Below are 15374 nucleotides of genomic sequence, written 5' to 3'. Positions count from 1 at the left end.
ATATGAAAAGCTATCGTTCATTCAAAAAAGTGGTGCTGCTATCCGCTTCGATGCTTATCGGTATATCAGCAGCTAATGCGCATACTACCAATCTAAGCACTTCAATTATCGATAATTGCGATAACTTAACTACGTTTGCCAGAAATCTAGATCACAATAACGCGCAGATGTCTGATGCTCAAATGAAAAGCTATGTTGATGCACGAGTCGCTTGCCAAGTTCAGCATCAAGATCAACATCTGCAGTCTGAAAAGTATTTTATAAAAAAATATGGTAGCGATCGTGATAGAAATGCTGATGCCATACTAAATGAATACGTGCAGCATTAAAATATAAAAGTAGCAAGATGACAATATTGTCATCTTGCTGTCATCTCTCTGTCAGAATCAATAAGTTATGCTTTAGACTGAATTAATATCCTAAAGCTTTATGTACCCTCAACTAAATCAATTAAGGATTAACCATGTCACTCTTTAAATCAAAGTCTTTACCTAAAGCAATCGTAGCCACTGCCGTCGCTCTAGTCGTTTCAACCTCAGCTCTAGCACATGATCCTAAAATGCACGCTGAAAAAGATCAGATGAACTGTGAAAAAATGGAAAAGCATATGCAAATGATGCAAAAAATGGATCATAGCAAAATGGATATGAACGATCCCGCTATGAAATCAATGATGGCTAACATGGGTAAAATGAAACAAATGTATCAAAAGCACTGCGTAACAGATAAAAGTGACTCTTAAACATTGATTTTATAAATCCTTTATTACTGCTAGATAGTTTCATCAATCAGTAATAAGGGTTTGTAGGAAATATTTGTAGACGCTAAGAGTAGGGTATTAAAGAAAATGGATTTTAGGATAAACCCATGAAGTTTTTACTAGGAGTACTTTTCACTGTCGTGGTCGCTATTGTTGGTGTCTTTACTGTGGTTATGAGTGGTGTCATTAATATTGGCGCTGATCAAGGACATAGTCCATTGGTTTATAATTTCTTGGAGACGGCTCGCACCCGTTCAATAGCCTACGCTAGCAAGGACATTATTGTTCCAGATTTAGAAAAAGTAGAGATGATTAGCTCAGGCGGTGCCGATTACAAAGATATGTGCGCAGGCTGCCATTTGTCTCCTGGGGTAGAGAGCACTGATTTTAGTGAGAGTCTATACCCTAAGCCACCTAATTTCACTAATGCGCAAGTAGTTGATCGTTATAAAACGGATGCAGGAGCTCAGCAAAGTTTTTGGGCGATTAAGCACGGTATTATGGCATCAGGCATGCCAGCATGGGGTGCTTCTCATGACGACGATAGAATGTGGGCAATGGTCGCTTTTATTAGATCACTACCTGAGTTAAATGAGAATCAGTATACCATGCTAACCACTAGACTGGATGATGACATGATGGATATGTCACTGAATAGCGACATGATGGATATGTCAGAAGGTGGAGCTGGAATGCAGCATTAATTCTTCCATATTCCTTTATAAAAGCGCAGTGCTAAATAGTGCTGCCTTTTGGGATTTAAACTTTGCCTATACTACACTTAGTTATAGGGTATAAATCTTTAGAAGGTTCAACAGATAAGCAGACGCTTAGGAGTAAGTTATGAGACGCTATATAAATATAATGGGCAATGGACATAAAAAGGTATCAGCTTCTGCTCTTTTACTAGTAGCAACGTCAACAGTAATGGCTTGTAGTCAGCCCGATACTAGTGTTTCAAATTCTACTCAAACTGAGCCAACGCTTGCCACCAAAAGTGCTCAAATAGAGCAACCACAACCGCAAATGATGTCTGTCAGTGCTAATTCAGGTACTGGGTCGACAATTCTACAAAACGTCTCGGCTACAGTTTACAAAGATGCTAATTGTGGCTGCTGCAAAGAATGGGTAGGCTATGCCGAAGGTCATGGTCTAAGCGCAACTGCGCAAGACGTTACAGATTTATCTTTATTTAAAGAGCGTTACGGTGTCCCGCAGCAAATGCGCTCTTGTCATACCACCGTCACTACTAATGGTTATGTTTTTGAAGGTCACGTTCCTGCCAAATACATGGCACAGTTTCTAGCCAATCCGCCAACTGATTCCATCGGTCTTGCGGTACCGAGTATGCCAGTTGGTAGTCCGGGCATGGAATATCAAGATAAATTTATGCCCTATAAAGTCATGCAATTGAACAAGGATGGCAGCACTCAAGTGTATGCGGCTATTGAGTCGCCAGCGCAGCAGATGTAGTTCTATTAATAAGTTATCAGATATATAAGTTCAACTCTCATTTCATGGATTAACTTAGGTCAATATTATGAATAAAAACAGATTTAACCGCAGGCGTTTTTTGACAGGGTCATCCACCTTGCTCGGCGCGTCGATGCTATCCACACTACCGACGATGGCTAATAGTGCTTTAACTAAAAGCCAAAATGTCGTAGTCAATAGTGATAGAGCCGATCACATTGTACCTATACTAACGGGTAATGAATTTGATCTTTATGTCAGTGAGAAGATGATAACGGTCAACGGCAAGTCAAGCATGGCAACGCTGATAAATGACTCACTGCCTGCGCCAACGCTTAAGATGCAAGAAGGCGATACGGTCACCATTCGAGTCCATAATCAGCTGAATGAGTCGACCTCTATTCACTGGCATGGCCTCTTAGTGCCGTTTGAGATGGATGGCGTACCGGGTATCAGCTTTGATGGTATTCCTGCGGGTAGCACCTTCACGTACAAATTTAAACTGACACAGTCAGGCACTTATTGGTATCACTCGCATACTGGCTTCCAAGAGCAGACCGGTATGCGCGGGGCTATTGTGATTGAACCTAAAGGGCGCGAACGCTATCCTATCGAGGAAGACCATGTCATTTTGCTCAGTGATTGGACGCACCGTGACCCGCACAACTTGGTTAAACTATTAAAGCAACGCGCAGACTTTGATAATTATCATTTACCAGATTTTAAAAAGCTACTGTCCGATATTGCCGCAACAGATCTAAAAGCTGCTTTTGATAAGCGCAAAATGTGGAATCAGATGCGGATGATGCCGACAGACTTTACTGATCTGTCTGGTGAAAAAACCTTTACCTATCTGATGAATGGTAAAACCACAGCGGCTAACTGGACGCAACTTGTCAAGGCTGGACAGCCTGTCAAACTACGTTTTATTAATGGTTCAGCGCAGACGATATTTGATGTACGCATCCCCGGCCTAAAAATGAAAGTCGTCGCGACGGATGGGATTGATGTCAGTCCCGTCGATATCGATGATTTCCGTATTGGGGTGGCCGAGACTTATGATGTCATCGTGACGCCCACTAAAGACGCGCATACCATATTTGCTCAAAACATAGATCGGTCAGGCTATGTTGCGACAACGCTTGCTACCAAAAAAGGTGCTCGTCCTGCGATACCTGCTATGGACAAAATCGAATGGCTGACGATGGCCGACATGATGGGCGCCATGGGATCGAATGGCTATAACGCTAAACATGCCAAAACAGAATATGACTTTAAGTCCGATATGCGCGTTGATAGTCCGCGTATGAACCTTGATGACCCTGGTATTAATCTACGTAACATTGATAGAAAGGTTTTGAATTATAGTCAGTTGCGCTCTTTCGGCGATGAGATAATGGCAGAGCAGCGCAAACCCACCAGAGAGATTGAAATACATCTGACGGGAAACATGGAGCGCTATATTTGGGCTCTAGACGGGGTTATGTTCAAAGATGCCGCACCGGTCAATATTAAGCCCAACGAGCGCGTACGTATTACCTTAGTCAATGACACCATGATGAATCATCCCATGCATTTGCATGGTATGTGGAGCGATCTGCGGATGCCTTCAGGTGAGTTTCAAGTACGTAAGCATACGATAATGGTACAGCCTGCACAAAAGATAAGCTTTGATGTCACCGGAGAAGCTGGCAGATGGGCATGGCATTGCCACTTGCTCTATCACATGGAAGCAGGGATGTTTAGAGAAGTTGCCGTTGTTTAATAAACCTTCGAATATGAGCCTTATTATGAAAATATATAAAGTAGGTCTACCGTTTATTGGCATGTCATCTTTGATGCTACTAATGTCACCTTTAGCAAACGCTGCTGAGATGTCGAACATGGATCATGGCAGTATGGACATGTCTGGTATGGATATGTCTGGTATGGATCACAGCAGCATGGATATGTCGGGCAATATGTCAGATATGGACCATAGTGGCATGGATATGTCGGGCAATATGTCAGATATGGACCATAGTGGCATGGATATGTCGGGCAATATGTCAGATATGGACCATAGTGGCATGGATATGTCGGGCAATATGTCAGATATGGACCATAGTGGCATGGATATGTCAGGCGATATGTCGGATATGGATCATAGTGGTATGGATATGTCAGGCGATATGTCGGATATGGATCACAGTGGTATGGATATGTCAGGTGACATGTCAGATATGGATCACAGTGGCATGGATATGTCGGGCGATATGTCAGGTATGGATCATAGTGGCATGGATATGTCGGGCATGGATCATGGCAGTATGGACATGTCAGGAATGCAAGGTGGCGAAGCACCAGCCGATGCTCGCAGTCCTGACTACTCGAACGGTGTTCCCTATGGTCGCTTTGGTAAGCCTGTGATGATGGGTAGCTTACCGTTATGGGGCGTATCAGTAGACGATTTGGGCTATCAATTTGACGATGATCAAATCAATTATGAGTTTGATACGTGGTACGGTACAGACAGCAACCGCGTAACGCTACGTAGCGAAGGTAGTATCCAAACTAAAGATGATAAAGAAATTGATAGCTTAACCTCACTATCTTACTGGAAGCCACTTAGTATTTTTTGGAATGGGGAAGCCGGTGTTGCTTATGATACCGAAAATGATAAATCTGCCGTGATGGCTGGTATTGCAGGCACTGCACCTTACTTCATCGAAACCGATGCTAGAGCTTATTTATATACTGATGGGCAAGTTCGTCTAGATCTAGGTGCGGAGTATGAGTGGCGCTTAGATCAACATTGGGTAGTGATTCCAGAAGTAGAGCTGACGGCATTTAGCAAAGATGATACAGATAACCATATTACTAAAGGCTTTAATGAGTTTGGGGCTGACGTTAGGCTTACTTACGAGATGTTAAGTCGTCAGCTCGCGCCTTATGTGGGTATCAGCTATGAGACCGCTTTAGGCAACGCAAGAGATTTGCGACGTCAAGAAGACGAAGCTGTTGATTCTAGTAGCGTTACAGCTGGTGTGAAATTTTGGTTCTAGTGTTAACCATGTAAGTAACAACAGTTTATAACACTAGCTCTAAACAAAGGCACCTCTTTATTTAGGTGCCTTTTTACTAAATTAAGGACAAGAATATGAATAACCATATGGATAATAAACAGAAGCAAATGAACCCTTATGTAAAGTTCACAATCATGATTTTAACATCGACAGTCGTGATGTTTATCATGATGTATTTTAATACTTATCAATGGGATCACGTTTATTTTAGCGAAACCAGAGCTTATATGGCGTTATATATGGGCGCTATGATGGCTATTATTATGCTCGCCTTTATGACCAATATGTATAAAAAGACTAAGGTCAATCTAATGGTTTATGGGATTAGTGTCGTGCTATTTGCCTTTGGTTTATGGGGCGTTAGATCACAACAAACGGTCGATCAAGTGGATTGGATGCAGGCGATGATACCGCATCACTCGATTGCTATTTTGACCAGTTCGCGTGCTGATATCGAAGATCCACGTGTACGTCAGCTTGCTGATGACATTATCGAAGCACAAAAGCGTGAAATCGGTGAGATGCAAGCACTTATTGATGAGTTGGAATAATATATTATGATACCAATAAGTAAGCTCTTCTTTAAAAACTATTTACTATATCGCGTCTTTTAATTCTAACTATACCTACTCCTTACTTCAAAAATAACCTGTAAAACTGAAGTTCTACGAAGAAATAGATTAAGGTCGAATAAGTATGAAGCAAGATAGAACGACTCGCTATCAGAAGGATAGTTTGACATTATCAGGAACAGTTATGCTAGGTACCGGTGTCATGATCGGTGCTGGTATTTTCGCTCTGACCGGTCAGATGGCTCAGATGACGGGTTCGCTTTTCCCACTTGCTTTTCTAGCCGCCGCAATCGTTGTTTCTTTTAGTGCCTATTCTTATATCAAAATCTCTAACGCTTACCCGTCGGCTGGCGGTGTTGCAATGTACCTGCATCAGGCATACGGAGATCGTTTACCGACTGGATTTAATGCCCTGCTGATGTATTTCTCCATGGTTATAGCGCAGAGCTTTTTGGCCCGGACGTTCGGGTCATACACTATGCAGTTATTCGGTGGCGATGACAGCGGTCGCATGGTATCCATCCTTGGCGCCGCGCTTATTCTTGCTGCGTTCTTTATCAATTTACTTGGTAATCGTTGGATTCAGGGGGTTGCATCGGTTATCGGTATTATAAAAATTGTCGGTATTCTTATATTCGGGTTGGTTGGTATCTGGCTAGCTGATAGCTTTGCAGTTGATTCTTCTACATTAGGTGACACTAATACTGTTGGTGACTTTCTTGGCGCAACGGCGCTAGGCATACTGGCATTTAAAGGCTTTACCACGATTACCAACAGTGGCTCGGAAGTAAAAAATCCTCATCGCAACGTCGGCCGTGCCATTGTAATATCAATCGCAATATGCGTAGTTATTTACACTCTAGTCGGTTTAGCGGTGTCTAGTAATCTATCTCTTGCCGAAATCATCGAAACTAAAGATTACTCCTTGGCTGCCGCCGCACGCCCAGCACTTGGCGACTATGGTCTATGGTTCACAGTTGCAATCGCAATGGTAGCTACCGCTGGCGGCCTCCTTGCTAGCATCTTCGCAGTCTCTCGTATGCTTGCTATGTTGACTGAGATGAAGCTGGTGCCTCATCGTCATTTGGGAATGCCGGGAAGCGTTCAAAAACATACGTTGGTCTATACTGTGGTGTTGGGTTTAGCTTTTACGACGTTATTTGACTTATCACGAATTGCAGCGCTTGGCATTGTTTTCTATCTAATTATGGATATCGCCATTCATTGGGGTGTTTTGCGATACCTTCGTCAGGATATAAAGGCGGTGATGTGGGTGCCTATAGTGGCCATACTTCTTGACCTGTTGGTTCTCGGCGGTTTTGTCTGGATTAAACTAAACTCAGATCCATTCGTACTTGGCGTAGCAGTCGTCACTATTGTAGTGATTGCTGTGGCTGAGCAGGTTTACCTGAAATCTTCAGCGAGGAAAAAAGCTATCGAAAAAGATACGCTTGCAGACCATCATTGACAGTAACATCAAAGAGTTTACAGAAAATTGTTTGGTTAAAAATTGCATAGATTTAAGCGTCTGCTTACTATCTTCAAGAATTGATTTCATGCAATACGATATTCATAAAGACAACAGGGAAAGTAAGCTATTAATGAGTCATTTAATCACGCTGGAACTTGGGGTCTCGCACTAATTGTTATTGTTCTGATTTCTTGATTCTTTTACCGTTATTTCGCACCAAAGAACTGGCGTGAATGGGCGGGTGCTGGTGTAGTTCAGGCTTTCATTATTGCACTTTACGCAGAAATGTATGGCTTTCCGCTTACTATATATTTATTAGTACGGTTTTTTGGTTTGGACAGCCAATATGTCAGCGCTAGCTTATGGTCGACCCTTGTTGGTTTAGGTGAGACAGGCATGATGATCTCAATGCTACTCGGCTATGCTATTGCATTTTTAGGAATCGGTCTTTTTGCTCAAGGTTGGCGCCAAGTCCACAAAGCACGAGGGGAAAATCGTTTAGTAACTGATGGACTCTATGCCTACGTACGTCATCCTCAGTACACCGGGTTGTTTATTGCACTGTTCGGTGAGGGTGTGGTGCATTGGCCAACTCTGTTTTCAATCAGTCTGTTTCCAGTGATTGTGCTTGTATACACATGGTTAGCTCGACGTGAGGAACGGCATATGTTTGAAGAGTTTGGTAAAGACTACCTTGCTTACAAACAGCAAGTGCCAATGTTTATTCCTCAATGGGGTCAATGGCATCAACTTGCCGCCGCCGCACGAGTTAAAAAGTAATATCAATACAGGATAAAGCTTTAATTCATACAAATCCTTAGAGTTAGCATGGTTAGATACGATTGGTTATCTTGAGCTTGAACCACATCATACAATAGTGAGGATTACTAAGATGGTCAAATCAAACTTAACAACAAGTACTTTAAGGATTGCCCCTGTTGGCAACAGTGTATCGTTGTTTCTACTCATTAGTTACCTGTTATGCATAGGCTTTGGCTTACTTGCACCCGAACAGATAGCGATGCACGAAGCTTGGGCACCTCTACTACCTGGCTTTGAGTGGTTAACATGGACAGGTTTTCTAATTGGACTTGTAGAATCATATCTTTACGGTTGGTATTTCGCCATCTTGTTCGTGCCACTATATCGTTGGTTCGCAAAATAGGTCGAAGGTATTAGTGTATTAATAGTCAGCAAACCTTTTCAATTTGAGTAAATCGATTGCGCTAGTATTTATTAGTAGAATCAAGTGGATTGGATGCAGGCGATGATACCGCATCACTCGATTGCTATTTTGACCAGTTCGCGTGCTGATATCGAAGATCCACGTGTACGCCAGCTTGCTGATGACATTATCGAAGCACAAAAGCGTGAAATCGGTGAGATGCAAGCGCTTATTGATGAGTTGGAATAGGCAGTCACAAATTTTGAGCACTTTGTATTAGGTGTTATTAAGTAAGCAGACTATTGAGAGGTGTACGTTCACACACTAGCACTATATCATTACTTATACTAAGGAAATAACAAATAAGGAGTCCTTGTAATGGTTATTATGATGCACGGTATGATGAACGGGACTATGCACGGTATGGGTTGGGGATAATCTATTGTCTCCTTATTGTTTACAGTACTGGTTTTTGCGGTACTGATATTGACTATTATGGCCTTACTCAAATATTTGCGTAATAAAGATTAAGTTCCAATTGAAACTTAATTTTCGAGATATCTAGATTAGTAATTAGATGAATAGCAATTAAAGGTTGATGATTGTGCTTTAAAAGCTTTATTTATTGTCTTCAAGGAGTGGTTTTATGAAACATATTGCCGATGAAAAATCTATCAAAGGTGGTCAGTACGATAAAGTGCCAGAAAACTATAGTGGTACGGTTTATATCTGCCCGATGCATCCTGAGGTTAGAGATACTGAGAAGAGCGATTGTCCGATATGCGGCATGTTTCTCAAACCTAAAGACGAGGTTGCTGAATCCAACAATAATGAGGGCAGTCATGCGCATTGTCATAAAGCGGATGCTAATAATAGTACTGAGTTAAAGTCTGTCGAAGGCAATAAGTACGACAAGATACCAGAAAATTATAACGGCACGATTTATATTTGTCCTATGCATCCAGAAGTAAGAGATGTTGAAAAAAGTGACTGCCCAATATGTGGCATGTTTCTTAAACCTGAAGACGAAGTTGCTAAAGATGATAGTCACGCTAGCTGTCATGGAAAGGATACTGATAGTAGCGGAGTAAAATCTGTTAAAGGCGGTAAATACGATAAAGTACCTGCTGATTACGATGGCACGGTATATACCTGTCCTATGCATCCTGAAGTGAGAGACGTTAGAAATAGCGGTTGTCCGATATGTGGTATGGCGCTTGAGCCCGAAACGCTTACTATCGGTGAAGAGGACACCTCAGAGCTTGACGACATGACTCGTCGTTTTTGGATATGTACCGTGTTGACTGTACCGCTATTAATATATGTGATGAGCGGTATGTTTGGAGTTGACTTTAGTCAGTATGGTATACCTTCACAGGTTTTACAATGGGCTGAGTTAGTGCTCGCGACCCCTGTAGTGCTTTGGGGCGCCGCCCCGTTTTTCGTTCGGGGCTGGCAGTCTATAAAAAGCCGCAATCTAAATATGTTTACTTTGATTGCGATAGGCGTAGGCGCTGCTTATATTTTTAGTATTGTCGCGACCTTTTTTCCCGATATTTTCCCAGACAGTTTCAGAGATGCCTCTGGTCAAGTCGGAGTCTACTATGAAGCAGCAGCGGTCATTGTGACCTTGGTGCTACTGGGTCAAGTATTAGAGCTCAAAGCCAGAAGCCAAACTTCAGGTGCGATTAGAGCTTTGCTTGAGCTCGCACCACCAACCGCAAGACGTGTCGATGAAAACGGTGAAGAAGTCGAAGTCTCGCTTGATGAGGTCGTCACTGGCGATAAGCTACGGGTTAAACCAGGTGAGAAACTACCCGTAGATGGTACAGTGATCGATGGTAATAGTAGTGTTGATGAATCAATGGTGACGGGTGAGCCAATCCCTGTATCAAAAGTAGCAGGAGATACAGTGACTGGTGGTACGGTAAATGGCACCGGAACGCTATTAGTCGAAGCGGTCAATGTTGGAGCAGATTCAGTATTATCTAAAATTGTACAAATGGTTGCTGAAGCCCAGCGTAGCCGCGCGCCTATCCAGCGCTTGGTAGATCAAGTGGCGGGTTGGTTCGTACCTATTGTTATTGTCACCTCTATCATAACCTTTATTGTCTGGGCGATATTCGGCCCTGAGCCCGCTATGGCCTATGCCTTGGTTAACGCGATTGCGGTACTGATTATTGCTTGTCCTTGTGCCCTTGGTCTAGCGACGCCGATGTCCATTATGGTTGGTACCGGCAAAGGCGCGCAAAACGGCGTCCTCATCAAAAATGCTGAAGCGTTAGAGAGTATGGAAAAAGTCGATACCATTGTCGTCGACAAGACCGGAACACTGACCGCTGGTAAGCCCGAGCTTACCGCAATTGATGCGCAGGTAGGTCAAGATGAAGACGAGTTCCTCGCATTGGTAGCCTCAGTAGAAAGCGCTAGCGAGCATCCTTTAGCAGAAGCTATCGTTAGAGCAGCTCAAGAAAGATCACTCATTATTCCTAAAGCTACTGACTTTAATTCGACTACTGGCGAAGGCGTACAAGCCGTGGTCGATGGTAAGAAAGTCGCTATTGGTAACTCTAAGCTTATGGAAAGCCTAAATAGTTTTGATAATGAGCTGTCCACTAAAGCTGATGTCCGTAGAAAAGACGGTGAAACGGTAATGTTTGTGGCTATAGACGGTAAAGCTGCTGGTATTATTTCAGTTGCTGACCCTATTAAACCAAGCACTAAAGAGGCTATTTCACTGCTTCATGACGCAGGTTTAAAAGTTGTGATGCTAACCGGTGACAACGAAAAAACCGCGCAGGCAGTCGCCAATAAACTAGGTATTGATGAAGTTCATGCGGATGTCTCACCAGAGGATAAAAACCGTATCGTCAAAGAAATGCAAGACAGCGGTAAATTGGTCGCTATGGCGGGTGATGGTATCAACGACGCACCAGCGCTAGCGCAAGCTAATGTTGGTATCGCTATGGGAACCGGTACCGATGTGGCGATGGAGAGTGCGGGCATTACCCTGCTAAAAGGTGATTTAATGGGCATTGCCAAAGCTTATAAGCTTAGCCACGCCACCATGCGCAATATCAGACAGAATCTGTTTTTTGCCTTTATCTACAATGCACTTGGTGTTCCTATTGCCGCAGGTGTGCTCTATCCCATATTTGGGCTTCTGCTCAGTCCGATGATAGCAGCGGCAGCGATGAGCTTGTCGTCATTCTCGGTGATTGCTAACGCGCTGCGATTGCGCCGTTTGAAACTATAATTCTGGTACGGTAAAAAGTGTTCTAAAGCACACTGACACATACTGGTCTAAACAAGATCACAAAATATAAGGATACCGTTATGGGCAGCTTTTCTATTACACATTGGCTGATTTTATTGGTCGTAGTGGTGGTCGTATTTGGTACTGCCAAGCTTAAAAATGCAGGTAAAGATTTAGGCGGTGCGGTGAAGGGTTTTAAAGAAGCGGTCAAAGATGAAGAACCCGAGAATGCTCGCAAAAATCATGTGCTTAGCCATGAAAATAGTACGCCAGCTGCAAGTAATGATTTAAATACGCGTGTAGGTAATCAGGCTGATGATATGGAAATCAGCCCTATTTCCACTGATGACCAGCCTAAAGTATGAAGCGCGCCGCTTATAAATAGCGGCACTAAGTAGTCTATTAATATATGTGACTGTTATGTTTGATATTGGGTTTTCCGAATTACTCTTGTTTGGCGTCATTGCTTTAATCGTATTGGGCCCAGAAAAACTGCCGCAAGCCGCACGTACCGCTGGGCAATGGTATGCCAAACTGCGCCGTACAGTATCCACTCTACAATCTGAAATAGAAGCTGAGCTTGATTTGGCTGAGACACGAAAACAGATGCAAGATGAGCTGGCAAAGATTCGTCAGACTGAGACAGACATGCGGCGTGAGTTAGCCGAGATGCGCGGTAGTATGGATAAGTTTGAAAACTCGCAAAACCAAAGCTTAGATACTTCCTATCAGTCAAACACTCCTCAGCAGCAAAATCATCAGCCAGATACTTCCTCTTCTTCAGCTATAGAGAAGGGGGATAAATGAGCTTATTTAAGCGCCAAAAAAGTCGCCAAAGAAAGTTAGCAAATACAGATGCTAAGGCGTCAGATGCTACCCATAATGTTGAGACTGATAATGTGCTGAATGCGCTTAGCGACATGCCTATTACTGAGCATTTGATTGAATTACGCAAGCATCTCATCAAAATATGCGTAGCCGTTTTGATCGTCTTCTTAGCATTGGTAGGGTTTTCGCGTGAGCTCTACAATCTTTTATCAGACCCTCTGGTTGCGCAGCTGCCTGCGAATTCGACTATGATTGCTACTGATATTACCTCGAACTTTATGGCACCTATTCGCTTGACGATTTTCGTTGCTGCCTTTGTAGTGATGCCGTATATTCTGTATCAAATTTGGTCATTTATAGCGCCTGGATTATATAAAAAAGAGAAAAAAATCACTATTCCAGTGCTGATATCTTCGATATTCCTATTTTATTCTGGTGTCGCTTTTGCCTACTTTGTGGTACTCAAAGGCGTATTGAAGTTCTTTATTTTATTCGCTCCGCAAAACGTTATACCTATGACCGATATCGACAGTTATTTAAGCTTTGCGCTAAAGTTATTTATGGTATTTGGACTCACTTTTGAGATTCCAGTGGTTACTTTATTATTGATAATGGTCGGTATAATATCCACTCAGAGTCTAGAGAGTAAGCGCCGATATATCATCGTCGGTTGTTTTGCTGTGTCAGCGGTAGTCACACCGCCCGATGGGGTGTCAATGCTATTGCTCGCGATTCCAATGTGGCTACTGTTCGAGTTAGGTTTGTTTTTAGCGAAAGTACTCATTAAAGAAGAGCGTAAAACCGTATAACCTTGCAAAGTAGCTAATTTATAAACTAGATATATTGCAAATTAAGTATCTTGCAAAATGACTATTTCGTAAAGTAACTATAAAAATAACCTTATCTTAAACATTTAAGACACTTTTTTTATTTTGGCTGTCCCCTAAACCCTATCAGTACATTCAACTTAGTAATGAGATTTAAATGGAATCCCTAATTAATAATAAAAACAAAACGAATGATAATCTGGCAAATCAGCTTAATCAAGAGTGCTATTGCCGTACTTTAGATCGTAAAGCGCTTAATAACAGCCTGCAAGATCAATTAGTAAACACAAGAGATAATCCACTAGGAGCCAATGAGCTTAATAAGCTGTTTTCAGCGACACCGGTGTTTGTCCCTAAGACAGAGATAGAAGCAATGGTGCGAATCATCGCAGCTATTGAGTCGACTGCTAGACTACCGTCATATCAACAGCAAGTACTGTCGTGGGCACCCAATATCGCGGCTTTCGATCCGGGGCCAATAGGGGCCTTTATGGGTTATGACTTTCACTTAGGGAGCGATGACCCCAAGCTTATTGAGATCAATACCAATGCTGGAGGCGCATTTTTAAACGTAGCACTTGCCCGCGCACAAAAACACTGCTGTCGCCCCTCAGAGCAAAGTGTTGCTACTACTAAAATGCTTGATGGGTTTGAAGAAGCGGTCGCTAATATGTTCATACAAGAATGGCAGCGACAATCGGCAACTAGCATGCCCAATCGCATTGCTATTGTGGATAATGAGCCCAAAAGCCAGTTCATGTATTTGGAGTTTCAGCTGGCCTGCCAACTACTTCAAGCTAAAGGCATTGATACCGTTATACTCGATCCGTCTGAGCTTAACTATGCTGATGGTGTACTGACAGCTCATAGCAAGCCCATTGATATGATCTATAATCGGTTAGTCGATTTCGCCTTTGAAAACCCCAACCACGCCGTGCTTAAAAGTGCCTATTTAGAGGGTGCGGTAGTAGTAACCCCCAATCCGCATGCCCATGCTACATTCGCTAATAAGCGCAACCTGACTTTACTATCCGATACGCAAACTTTGCAGTCGTGGGGACTAGGTGATGATGATGCAGAATATCTAAAAAAGTCAGTACCAACTACCAGAATGGTTACAAAAGAGGATGCAGCAGAATTATGGCGTACTCGGAGACAATTGTTTTTTAAGCCAGTAGCTGGTTATGGTAGTAAGGGCGTTTACCGTGGCAGCAAGATTACCCGCCGCGTATTCGAGACTATTTTAGATGAAAGCTATATTGCGCAGACCTTTATCCCTGCTACAGAGCGATCAATAAAGATTGATGATGTGGTGACGACTAGAAAGGTAGATATACGTCTTTATACCTATGCAGGACAGCTGCTACTAACTGCTGGGCGTATCTATCAAGGCCAAGCGACTAACTTTCGCACACCAGGGGGTGGCTTTGCGCCTGTTTTTCAAGTCTGAACATAGCATGAACATGTAGCTTTGGCTTCTTAAGTAACGTTTACTAGTTTAATTATTCTGCATACCAACTTATCAATAAAACATCATGCTGAATTGGAAAGATGATGATCCAAACCGTTATCCACTACTTCCTGCATTTTGGCATGCCGTTGATTATTGCCTATACTTTTTTTCGTGATGATTACAAACGAGTATATTTGATTCTTTTAGCAACCATGCTGGTAGATTTAGATCACTTGCTAGCAACACCTGTTTTCTTACCTGATCGCTGTAGTATTAATTTTCATCCATTACATACTTACTATGCAGTGGCAGTTTATGCGGCTATGCTATTTCTACCAAAGCCCTATAGAATAATTGGTCTAGGATTGTTACTACATATGCTGACTGATTCAAATGACTGCGTAATGACCTATCTGAATAGACTCTAGTGCTTATGCGTAGTCGTTAGCTATAGTGAAAAAATTATACAGGATTAGTTAAAATAAATAGGGTAATCTTCCTTTA

Annotated in this window: 17 protein-coding genes; all 17 read left to right on the top strand. The window is 42.5% G+C overall.

The window, feature by feature from the left end:
• Window positions 1–2 precede the first annotated feature (2 nt).
• Window positions 3–329, top strand: coding sequence for a hypothetical protein (locus JFC05_RS10060; RefSeq protein WP_093068413.1), 327 nt, complete (start codon window positions 3–5; stop codon window positions 327–329).
• 134 nt (window positions 330–463) lie between these two features.
• Window positions 464–742 (top strand): hypothetical protein, encoded by a 279-nt coding sequence (locus JFC05_RS10055; RefSeq protein ID WP_193006275.1) that lies wholly within the window; start codon window positions 464–466, stop codon window positions 740–742.
• Window positions 743–867: 125 nt separating this feature from the next.
• Entirely contained in the window at window positions 868–1464 is a 597-nt protein-coding gene (locus JFC05_RS10050) for a c-type cytochrome (protein ID WP_025645677.1), read from the top strand.
• A 139-nt stretch (window positions 1465–1603) separates the two neighbouring features.
• Window positions 1604–2233, top strand: a complete 630-nt coding sequence (locus tag JFC05_RS10045; RefSeq protein WP_025645678.1) for a DUF411 domain-containing protein — start codon at window positions 1604–1606, stop codon at window positions 2231–2233.
• A 67-nt stretch (window positions 2234–2300) separates the two neighbouring features.
• Window positions 2301–3998 (top strand): copper resistance system multicopper oxidase, encoded by a 1698-nt coding sequence (locus JFC05_RS10040; protein WP_198336790.1) that lies wholly within the window; start codon window positions 2301–2303, stop codon window positions 3996–3998.
• A gap of 25 nt (window positions 3999–4023) precedes the next feature.
• Window positions 4024–5277 carry a copper resistance protein B gene (locus JFC05_RS10035; RefSeq protein ID WP_198336789.1) on the top strand — a complete coding sequence of 418 codons (1254 nt, stop codon included), beginning with the start codon at window positions 4024–4026 and terminating at the stop codon, window positions 5275–5277.
• Between the two features lie 95 nt (window positions 5278–5372).
• Entirely contained in the window at window positions 5373–5849 is a 477-nt protein-coding gene (locus JFC05_RS10030; RefSeq protein ID WP_037059145.1) for a DUF305 domain-containing protein, read from the top strand.
• Between the two features lie 145 nt (window positions 5850–5994).
• Window positions 5995–7338, top strand: coding sequence for an APC family permease (locus tag JFC05_RS10025; protein WP_227697516.1), 1344 nt, complete (start codon window positions 5995–5997; stop codon window positions 7336–7338).
• Window positions 7339–7737: 399 nt separating this feature from the next.
• Window positions 7738–8121, top strand: coding sequence for a methyltransferase family protein (locus JFC05_RS12865; protein ID WP_198336788.1), 384 nt, complete (start codon window positions 7738–7740; stop codon window positions 8119–8121).
• A gap of 112 nt (window positions 8122–8233) precedes the next feature.
• Window positions 8234–8506 (top strand): DUF5676 family membrane protein, encoded by a 273-nt coding sequence (locus JFC05_RS12910; RefSeq protein ID WP_227685533.1) that lies wholly within the window; start codon window positions 8234–8236, stop codon window positions 8504–8506.
• Window positions 8507–8599: 93 nt separating this feature from the next.
• The gene (locus tag JFC05_RS10015) at window positions 8600–8755 is read left to right on the top strand and encodes a DUF305 domain-containing protein (protein ID WP_320157930.1); all 156 of its coding nucleotides are present in this window, start codon (window positions 8600–8602) and stop codon (window positions 8753–8755) included.
• A gap of 397 nt (window positions 8756–9152) precedes the next feature.
• Window positions 9153–11762 carry a copper-transporting P-type ATPase gene (locus tag JFC05_RS10010; protein WP_198336787.1) on the top strand — a complete coding sequence of 870 codons (2610 nt, stop codon included), beginning with the start codon at window positions 9153–9155 and terminating at the stop codon, window positions 11760–11762.
• Window positions 11763–11842: 80 nt separating this feature from the next.
• Entirely contained in the window at window positions 11843–12127 is a 285-nt protein-coding gene (tatA, locus tag JFC05_RS10005) for a Sec-independent protein translocase subunit TatA (RefSeq protein WP_011959992.1), read from the top strand.
• Between the two features lie 55 nt (window positions 12128–12182).
• On the top strand, window positions 12183–12569 hold the full coding sequence (gene tatB, locus JFC05_RS10000; protein ID WP_025645695.1) for a Sec-independent protein translocase protein TatB: 387 nt from the start codon (window positions 12183–12185) through the stop codon (window positions 12567–12569).
• Between the two features lie 113 nt (window positions 12570–12682).
• The gene (gene tatC, locus JFC05_RS09995; protein WP_392397126.1) at window positions 12683–13399 is read left to right on the top strand and encodes a twin-arginine translocase subunit TatC; all 717 of its coding nucleotides are present in this window, start codon (window positions 12683–12685) and stop codon (window positions 13397–13399) included.
• Window positions 13400–13574: 175 nt separating this feature from the next.
• On the top strand, window positions 13575–14867 hold the full coding sequence (locus JFC05_RS09990; RefSeq protein ID WP_198336785.1) for an ATP-grasp domain-containing protein: 1293 nt from the start codon (window positions 13575–13577) through the stop codon (window positions 14865–14867).
• 101 nt (window positions 14868–14968) lie between these two features.
• Window positions 14969–15298 (top strand): DUF6122 family protein, encoded by a 330-nt coding sequence (locus JFC05_RS09985; protein WP_227697515.1) that lies wholly within the window; start codon window positions 14969–14971, stop codon window positions 15296–15298.
• The last annotated feature ends 76 nt before the right edge of the window (window positions 15299–15374 follow it).

Source organism: Psychrobacter celer, assembly GCF_016107555.1.
GTDB classification, from domain to species: Bacteria; Pseudomonadota; Gammaproteobacteria; order Pseudomonadales; family Moraxellaceae; genus Psychrobacter; species Psychrobacter celer.
Note: the sequence above shows the minus strand (reverse complement) of the source record. Positions and strands in the feature narration are given on the sequence as shown.

Excerpts from the sequence above, each read along its gene's own strand:
- tatB (WP_025645695.1), top strand. The coding sequence starts at position 12,183 with ATGTTTGATATTGGGTTTTCCGAATTACTCTTGTTTGGCGTCATTGCT.
- JFC05_RS10040 (WP_198336790.1), top strand. The coding sequence starts at position 2,301 with ATGAATAAAAACAGATTTAACCGCAGGCGTTTTTTGACAGGGTCATCC.
- JFC05_RS10035 (WP_198336789.1), top strand. The coding sequence starts at position 4,024 with ATGAAAATATATAAAGTAGGTCTACCGTTTATTGGCATGTCATCTTTG.
- tatA (WP_011959992.1), top strand. The coding sequence starts at position 11,843 with ATGGGCAGCTTTTCTATTACACATTGGCTGATTTTATTGGTCGTAGTG.
- JFC05_RS09990 (WP_198336785.1), top strand. The coding sequence starts at position 13,575 with ATGGAATCCCTAATTAATAATAAAAACAAAACGAATGATAATCTGGCA.
- JFC05_RS10025 (WP_227697516.1), top strand. The coding sequence starts at position 5,995 with ATGAAGCAAGATAGAACGACTCGCTATCAGAAGGATAGTTTGACATTA.
- JFC05_RS12865 (WP_198336788.1), top strand. The coding sequence starts at position 7,738 with ATGATGATCTCAATGCTACTCGGCTATGCTATTGCATTTTTAGGAATC.
- JFC05_RS10060 (WP_093068413.1), top strand. The coding sequence starts at position 3 with ATGAAAAGCTATCGTTCATTCAAAAAAGTGGTGCTGCTATCCGCTTCG.
- JFC05_RS10055 (WP_193006275.1), top strand. The coding sequence starts at position 464 with ATGTCACTCTTTAAATCAAAGTCTTTACCTAAAGCAATCGTAGCCACT.
- JFC05_RS10010 (WP_198336787.1), top strand. The coding sequence starts at position 9,153 with ATGAAACATATTGCCGATGAAAAATCTATCAAAGGTGGTCAGTACGAT.
- tatC (WP_392397126.1), top strand. The coding sequence starts at position 12,683 with ATGCCTATTACTGAGCATTTGATTGAATTACGCAAGCATCTCATCAAA.
- JFC05_RS10030 (WP_037059145.1), top strand. The coding sequence starts at position 5,373 with ATGAATAACCATATGGATAATAAACAGAAGCAAATGAACCCTTATGTA.
- JFC05_RS10050 (WP_025645677.1), top strand. The coding sequence starts at position 868 with ATGAAGTTTTTACTAGGAGTACTTTTCACTGTCGTGGTCGCTATTGTT.
- JFC05_RS10015 (WP_320157930.1), top strand. The coding sequence starts at position 8,600 with ATGCAGGCGATGATACCGCATCACTCGATTGCTATTTTGACCAGTTCG.
- JFC05_RS09985 (WP_227697515.1), top strand. The coding sequence starts at position 14,969 with ATGATGATCCAAACCGTTATCCACTACTTCCTGCATTTTGGCATGCCG.
- JFC05_RS12910 (WP_227685533.1), top strand. The coding sequence starts at position 8,234 with ATGGTCAAATCAAACTTAACAACAAGTACTTTAAGGATTGCCCCTGTT.
- JFC05_RS10045 (WP_025645678.1), top strand. The coding sequence starts at position 1,604 with ATGAGACGCTATATAAATATAATGGGCAATGGACATAAAAAGGTATCA.